6 protein-coding genes and 1 riboswitch are annotated in these 7,145 nt (G+C 65.0%); all 6 genes read left to right on the forward strand.

Annotated features, from left to right (window positions below; translation table 11 throughout):
• The first annotated feature begins 173 nt into the window (after window positions 1-173).
• Window positions 174-1,637, forward strand: a complete 1,464-nt coding sequence (locus ACOZKU_RS06190) for a cobyric acid synthase (RefSeq protein WP_421578108.1) — start codon at window positions 174-176, stop codon at window positions 1,635-1,637.
• 163 nt (window positions 1,638-1,800) lie between these two features.
• Window positions 1,801-3,699, forward strand: a complete 1,899-nt coding sequence (locus tag ACOZKU_RS06195; RefSeq protein ID WP_421578109.1) for a peptidoglycan-binding domain-containing protein — start codon at window positions 1,801-1,803, stop codon at window positions 3,697-3,699.
• 79 nt (window positions 3,700-3,778) lie between these two features.
• A riboswitch (cobalamin riboswitch) is annotated at window positions 3,779-4,141 on the forward strand.
• Between the two features lie 45 nt (window positions 4,142-4,186).
• On the forward strand, window positions 4,187-4,363 hold the full coding sequence (locus tag ACOZKU_RS06200; protein WP_313529664.1) for a CbtB domain-containing protein: 177 nt from the start codon (window positions 4,187-4,189) through the stop codon (window positions 4,361-4,363).
• 12 nt (window positions 4,364-4,375) lie between these two features.
• The gene (locus ACOZKU_RS06205; RefSeq protein ID WP_421578110.1) at window positions 4,376-5,161 is read left to right on the forward strand and encodes a CbtA family protein; all 786 of its coding nucleotides are present in this window, start codon (window positions 4,376-4,378) and stop codon (window positions 5,159-5,161) included.
• A gap of 1 nt (window position 5,162) precedes the next feature.
• Window positions 5,163-5,687, forward strand: a complete 525-nt coding sequence (gene cobU, locus ACOZKU_RS06210) for a bifunctional adenosylcobinamide kinase/adenosylcobinamide-phosphate guanylyltransferase (RefSeq protein ID WP_421578111.1) — start codon at window positions 5,163-5,165, stop codon at window positions 5,685-5,687.
• A 3-nt stretch (window positions 5,688-5,690) separates the two neighbouring features.
• Window positions 5,691-6,740, forward strand: coding sequence for a cobalamin biosynthesis protein CobW (gene cobW / locus ACOZKU_RS06215; RefSeq protein WP_314084573.1), 1,050 nt, complete (start codon window positions 5,691-5,693; stop codon window positions 6,738-6,740).
• Window positions 6,741-7,145: the final 405 nt, after the last annotated feature.

Genomic DNA, 7,145 nt, shown 5'->3' on the forward strand with positions numbered 1-7,145 from the left:
GAAAGTCACGATCGTTCACGGCGCAAAATGTCGCAAATGGATCAGCAAGTCAGCCATGCCTGTTTTGCATGGCGGTCTGTTGCGGAAATACATCGCAGCGCGGCCGCCAATTGCGGCAAGATTGCGGTAAATCAGGGCTTTTCGGCGGCGGAGACGAATGCTAGGAGGGCGTCATGGTGAGAACGATCATGCTTCAGGGCACCGGCTCGGATGTCGGAAAAACGGTATTGGTGGCAGGGCTCTGCCGCATCGCCGCCAATCGCGGGCTGAAGGTGCGTCCCTTCAAGCCGCAGAACATGTCCAACAACGCCGCCGTTTCGGCCGATGGCGGCGAGATCGGCCGCGCACAGTGGCTGCAATCGCTCGCCGCCCGCGTGCCGTCCTCCGTGCACATGAACCCGGTGCTTTTGAAGCCGCAGTCGGATGTCGGCAGCCAGATCATCCTGCAGGGCAACGTGTTCGGCCAGGCCAAGGGGCGCGACTATCAGGCGCTGAAGCCGAAGCTGATGGGCGCGGTGATGGAAAGTTTCGGGATCGTTAGCGACGGCGCCGATCTCGTCGTCGTGGAAGGGGCTGGATCGCCGGCGGAAATCAACCTGCGTGCCGGCGACATCGCCAATATGGGCTTTGCGACGCGCGCGAATGTGCCGGTCGTGCTGGTCGGCGATATCGATCGCGGCGGCGTCATCGCCTCGCTGGTCGGTACTCATGCCATCCTGCCGGAGGAAGACCGGCGCATGGTGACGGGCTATCTCATCAACAAGTTCCGTGGCGACGTCACGCTGTTCGACAGCGGCATTTCCGAGATTGCCCGCTTTACCGGCTGGCCCTGTTTCGGCGTCGTGCCGTGGCTGAAGCAGGCGGCGCATCTGCCGGCGGAGGATTCCGTCGTGCTGGAGCGGCTCGCCAAGGGCGCGGCCGGGGCGCTGAAGGTCGCCGTGCCCGTCCTGCCCCGCATCGCCAATTTCGACGATCTCGATCCGCTCAAGGCCGAGCCGCACGTCGATATCGTCTTCGTGCGGCCGGGCGAGCGGCTTCCGGCCGACGCCGGGCTGATCGTGCTGCCGGGCTCGAAATCCACGATTTCCGACCTGCGCGATTTCCGCGCTGCCGGCTGGGACAAGGACCTTCAGCTTCACATGCGCCGCGGCGGCCGCGTCATCGGCATTTGCGGCGGCTACCAGATGCTCGGGCAGCGCGTCACCGATCCGCTCGGCATCGAGGGCAGCGAGCGCGAATTCGAAGGGCTGGGGCTCTTGGCCGTCGAAACCGAGATGGCGCCGGAAAAGACCGTGCGCAACAGCACCGCCCGCTCCCTGCAATATGACGTGCCGCTCGAAGGCTACGAGATCCATCTCGGCCGCACCACCGGCCCGGATGCGCTGCGCCCCTCGGTCAGCATCGACGGCAGGCCTGATGGCGCCGTTTCCGCCGACGGTCGGGTGATGGGCACCTATCTGCACGGGCTTCTGTCCAGCGATGCCTATCGCGCCCGGCTTCTCGCCGATTTCGGCATCGAGGGTGGCGGCTTCGATTATCGCGCAAGTGTCGATGCCGCGCTCGACGGCGTGGCGGCGGAGCTGGAAGCTGTGCTCGATCCCATCTGGCTCGACGGCCTCCTGCAACCTGTTCGATGAAACGGGGCTGATTAAATCAGCTCGCTCAAACGTACAGCCATCAGGTTCCCCGCTGCCGCTCTGCCGCACCAAAGTTGCGCCAGAATTCGGTGCAAGGAGTGATGGAAATCCGCCCGGACGACCGGGCGCAGGCGCCCCCGCGCGATCCAAAAGGGTGAGATATATGGGTTCTGGACCTCTCGCACGCTCCGTTCTGGCCGGCCTTCTTGGGCTGTCGCTGGCCGGCACGCCCGCCGTTAGCTTCGCGCAGGCCGCCACCGGCAAGGAAGCCGGCAGCGCCGGTAAGCGCTGGGAAGAGGAGTTTTCGCTCTGGCAGAAGGTCTCGTCCGGCAGCGATGTTGTTCAGTACGAGGGCTATCTGAAGCAATATCCCAATGGCACCTTCGCCTCCATGGCCCGCCTGCGCATTGCCGAATTGCAAGCCGCCGCCAAGGAGAAGCCCGCTAAGAGCGTGACCGCCGAGGCGGAAGCCAAGGCCAAGGCCGAGGAAGCCGCGGCCGCCGAAAAGGCGAAGGCGGAAGAGGCGAAGAAGGTGGCCGAAGCCAAGCAGGCAGACGAGGCGCAGAAGGCCGCCGAGGCCGGAAAGGCCAAGGCCGAAGAGGAAGCCCGCAAGGCTGCCGAAGCGAAGAAGGCCGCAGACGAGGCTCAAAAGGCCGCCGAGGCCAAGAAAGCCGAAGAAGAGGCCGTGAAAGCCGCCGAGGCGAAGAAGGCCGAGGAAGAGGCGCAGAAGGCTGCCGAGGCGGAAAAGGCTAAGGCGGAGCAGGAGGCTGCGCGCCTGAAGGCGGAAGCCGAGGCCAAGCAGGCCGAGGAAGCCGCCGCCGCCCGCAAGCTCGCCGATGAAAAGGCTGCGGCGGAAAAGGCCAAGGCGCAAGCCGCTGCTGCCGAGAAGGCAAAGGTTGAAGAAGCCGCCCGCCTCAAGGCGGAAGCCGAGCAGAAGGAAGCGGACGCCCGCGCGCTTGCCGAAAAGCAGGCAGCCGAAGCCGAGCGCCTGAAGGCGGAAGCGGATGCCGCCGCCGAGAAAGCCAAGGCGGAGGAAGCCGCGCGGCTGAAGGCGGAGGCGGATCGCCAGAAGGCCGAAGAGGCCGCCGCAGCTGAAAAGGCGCGTGCGGAAGAGGAAGCGGCTGCCCACCAGGAGGCGGAGGCCAAGCGTATCGAAGCCGAAAAGGTTGCCGCCGCCGAAAAGGCGAAGATCGAGGAAGAGGCCGCTGCCGCCCGCAAGCTGGCGCAGGAGAAGGCGGCCGAAGTCGAGCGCCTGAAGGCCGAAGCCGCGAAGGCGGCGGCCGATGCCGAAGCCAAGGCCGCCGAAGCCGCCCGCCTTGCCGACGAGGCCGAAAAGCGTGCCGAAGAGGCCGCCGCGGCCCGGAAGCCGTCGGATAGTGAGGAGCCGGCCGATAGCGCGAAAGATGCGACGGCTGCCCGCGAAAATGCGCCTCAGGATGCGGACACGGACAATCGCGCGCGTGCCGTCGAAGAGGCGGAGGCTGCTAAGCGGGCGGAAGACAAGACGTTCCAGGGCGCCGTCGCCGACGGTTCGGAAAAGGCCTACAAGGACTATCTCTACCAGTATCCCCAGGGCCGCTATGTCGATGATGCCCGCAAGCGCATCGCCGCCCTGAACGCCAAGCCGGAAACGCAGATGGATGAGGATACGGCAACCGCCGATACCGCGCGCAAGGCCGAGCCGGTCGTCGATCCGCGCGAGACCTATATGGACCGCTCCGTGCGTGCCCAGGCGCAGCGTTACCTGAGCCTGCTTGGCTACAACACCTACGGTGCCGACGGGGTCTTCGGTCCGCGCTCTCGCGCAGCGATCGCCGCTTGGCAGGGCGCATCCGGCTATCGTGCCGATGGTTACCTGCCGCGCCAGCAGTTCCGCGCGCTACGCGAGGCCGCGCAATATGCCGAGACCCGCCAGGCGCGGCAGAATCGCCAGCGTCGCTACCAGCAGCGCGACTACGATGTGCTCGAAGGCCCCGTCGACGGCTACTATGACGGGCCGTATTACCGCGACGACGGCTATTACAACGATGGCGGCGGCGTCGTGATTATCCCCGGCTATTGAGTTTGCGACGGCCGGACGGCGGTTTTGGCACAGGCCATGCCGCTGCCGGTCGATTGACTTCGCGGGGCGGGAAGCATAATCATCAGCGATATTGGATGGTTCCTTGGTCCGGAAACGGATCGGGGAGTAAATGGGAATGTGACGCGGTGGACCCAATCAGGGCGCTGCAATCACGGCCGACCCCGCGACTGTAGAGTAGCGAGGAACGCCCATCCGGACGGGAGGATTTTCGCGGCGAAGGGCAATGGTGCCTGAAAGCGCGAAGAAAGAACCAGCCGGAAAAGCCACTGGGTGGCATCACGATAGCCGGGGTTGGACGCCTCTTTTTCTACGAATCGTCCGCCTCCGTGACGCAAAAAACCTGGGAAGGCGAGGGCGGACCGAAGGCGCTGATGCGCCGGACGCTGCGAGCCAGGAGACCTGCCAGACAATGAGGGCATATCGCCCGCCCAGGGGAATTTTCCCCGCTGCCTGCACGGAGGTTGTCATGGCTGTTTCTACTACGTCTTCTGTTGTCCTTTCTGCAAACGATCGTCTCGTTGCCGGCGTTTTCGCGCTGCTGCTCGGCGCCTTCCTGGTGTTTGGTGCCGGTCTCGCGAATTCGGCCGTGCTGCACGACACGGCGCACGACACGCGTCACTCCTACGGCTTTCCCTGCCACTAAGGAGTTTCTGACATGATCGTTCGTTATCTCCTGGCCGCTTTGGTGGCCGGGCTGTTCTCCGGCGTGCTGATGACAGCCGCCCAGGAGGCACGAGTCGTGCCGTTGATTCTGCACGCCGAAGAGTTCGAGGGCGAAGCCGCACCGGCGGGCGAGGGCACCACGCCCGCGACCACGGATGGCGCTGCCGCGACGCAGGAACATTCCTCGCTCGGCGCCGTGATCCTCGATGTCGCTTCGGCCCTGTCGCCGATCTCGGTGGCCTATGCTCATGAGGGCGAGGACCACGAGGACGGCGGCATCATGTTCGGCATGAGCCGCTTCTCCGGCACGCTTCTGGCCAACCTCGTCACGGGCACCGGCTTTGCGCTGCTGCTCGCCGGCTTCAGCCTGGTTTCCGGCAATCCGATCACCGTCGCGAACGGTGCGCTGTGGGGCGCTGCCGGCTGGCTTGCGGTGCATATGCTGCCGGCCATCGGCCTGCCGCCGGAGCTTCCGGGCTTCCCGGCTGCCGATCTCACGCAGAGGCAGATCTGGTGGGTTGCGACGGTCGCCCTTTCGGCGGCGGGTCTCTATCTGCTGTTTTTGAAGCCGGGCATTGTCGCCAAGGTCGCCGGTGCCGTGCTTCTTGCAGCACCCCAGGTCTATGGCGCGCCGCAGCCCTCCGATATCTCCAGCAACGTTCCGGCCGTTCTCGGCGCGGAGTTCGCCGTCGCGGCGCTAGCCACGACGCTGTTCTTCTGGATCGTGCTCGGCCTCTCGCTCGGCTTTGCCAACGAGAAGATCGCCAAGGCTGCCTGACATGAAACAGACATCGCCCGGAGCCGTCCTGGTTCTGGGCGGTGCACGTTCCGGAAAATCCGCTTTTGCCGAAAGGCTGGTCGCCGAGACCGGCCTTTCGCGCCATTATATCGCCACCGGCCGTGCCTGGGACGACGAGATGCGCGCACGCATCGCCAAACACCGGGAAGATCGCGGAAAAGGCTGGGAAACACACGAAGAGCCGCTTGCGCTCGCCGCCTGCATCAGGGAAGTGGCGCGCGAGGACCGAACGGTCCTCATCGATTGCCTGACGCTCTGGCTGACCAATCTGATGCTGGACGAGCGGGATATCGCAAAGGAATTCGCCGGCCTTTTGTCGGCCATCGAGGACGCACCGGGTCGTCTGGTCTTCGTATCGAACGAAGTCGGCCTGGGCATCGTGCCGGAAAACCGCATGGCGCGCGATTTTCGCGACCATGCCGGGCGGCTGCACCAGCAGGTAGCGGCCCTCGTACCGGAAGTCTATTTTATCGCGGCCGGATTGCCGCTGAAAATGAAGGGTTGAGCCATGCTGCAACAGAAGATCCCCGCCACCGTCATCACCGGCTTTCTCGGCGCGGGCAAGACCACGATGATCCGCAACCTGCTGCAGAATGCCGGCGGCAAGCGCATCGCGCTCATCATCAACGAGTTCGGCGATCTCGGCGTCGATGGCGACGTGCTGAAGGGCTGCGGCGCGGAAGCCTGCACGGAAGACGACATCATCGAGCTGACCAACGGCTGCATCTGCTGCACCGTCGCCGATGACTTCATCCCGACGATGACGAAGCTGCTCGAGCGCGAAAACCGCCCCGACCATATCGTCATCGAAACATCGGGCCTTGCGCTGCCGCAGCCGCTGATCGCTGCCTTCAACTGGCCGGAAATCAAGACGCAGGTCACGGTCGATGGCGTCATCACCGTCGTCGACAGCGCCGCCGTCGCCGCCGGCCGTTTTGCCGATGACCATGACAAGGTGGATGCGCTGCGCGTCGAGGACGACAATCTCGACCACGAAAGCCCGCTCGAGGAACTCTTCGAAGATCAGCTCACCGCCGCCGACCTGATCATCCTCAACAAGACGGACCTTCTCGATGCCGCCGGTGTGCTTGCCGTGCGCGACGAAGTCGCCTCGCGCATCGCCCGCAAGCCCTCGATGATCGAGGCAAAGAACGGCGAAGTCGCCGCCGCCGTCCTGCTCGGCCTCGGCGTCGGCACGGAAGACGATATCGCCAACCGCAAGTCGCACCACGAGCTGGAACACGAGAACGGCGAGGAGCATGATCACGACGAGTTCGACAGTTTTGTCGTGGAACTGCCCGCCATTGCCGATCCGTCAGCGTTTATCGAGCGCCTCAAGGGCGTGATCGCCGAACATGACGTGCTGCGCGTCAAAGGTTTTGCCGATGTGCCCGGCAAGCCGCTGCGCCTGCTCATCCAGGCCGTCGGCACGCGCATCGACAATTACTTCGAGCGCGCCTGGGCCGCCGGCGAGACCCGCAGCACCCGCCTCGTCGTGATCGGCCTGCACGATATGGATGAAGCCGCTGTGCGAGCCGCGATCGCCGCGGCGGTGTGATTTTCGGCATGAGCGTTCAGCAGTCCTTCTCGCCTTCGTGTCCTGTTCGGCCTGGCCATGATCGGCGTGCCGCGGCGATGGATCCTCGGGTCAAGCCCGAGGATGACGGTGGGGAGGGCAGGCTGCGGCCCACATCGTTCGGTGCGGCGGGGGAAGCCGTCGCTGCTGTGTGTCGTCCCGCTTTTCCTTCATCATCCTCGGGCTTGACCCGAGGATCCACACCCACGGCACAGCCTGAGACGGGAGGCGCCGCATGCATCTCCTGCTAGCCCAGAAGGGCACCATTGCCGACGGCAAGGAGGCAATCGACCTTGGTCAGACGCCGGGCGACATCCTTTTTCTCACCGCCGCCGATACCGAACTCGCCGCCATCGCCGCCGCCCATCGCGCGCGTGGCGGGGGGGC

Origin of the sequence: Shinella sp. M31 (assembly GCF_049199205.1) — a bacterium.
Lineage (GTDB): Bacteria > Pseudomonadota > Alphaproteobacteria > Rhizobiales > Rhizobiaceae > Shinella.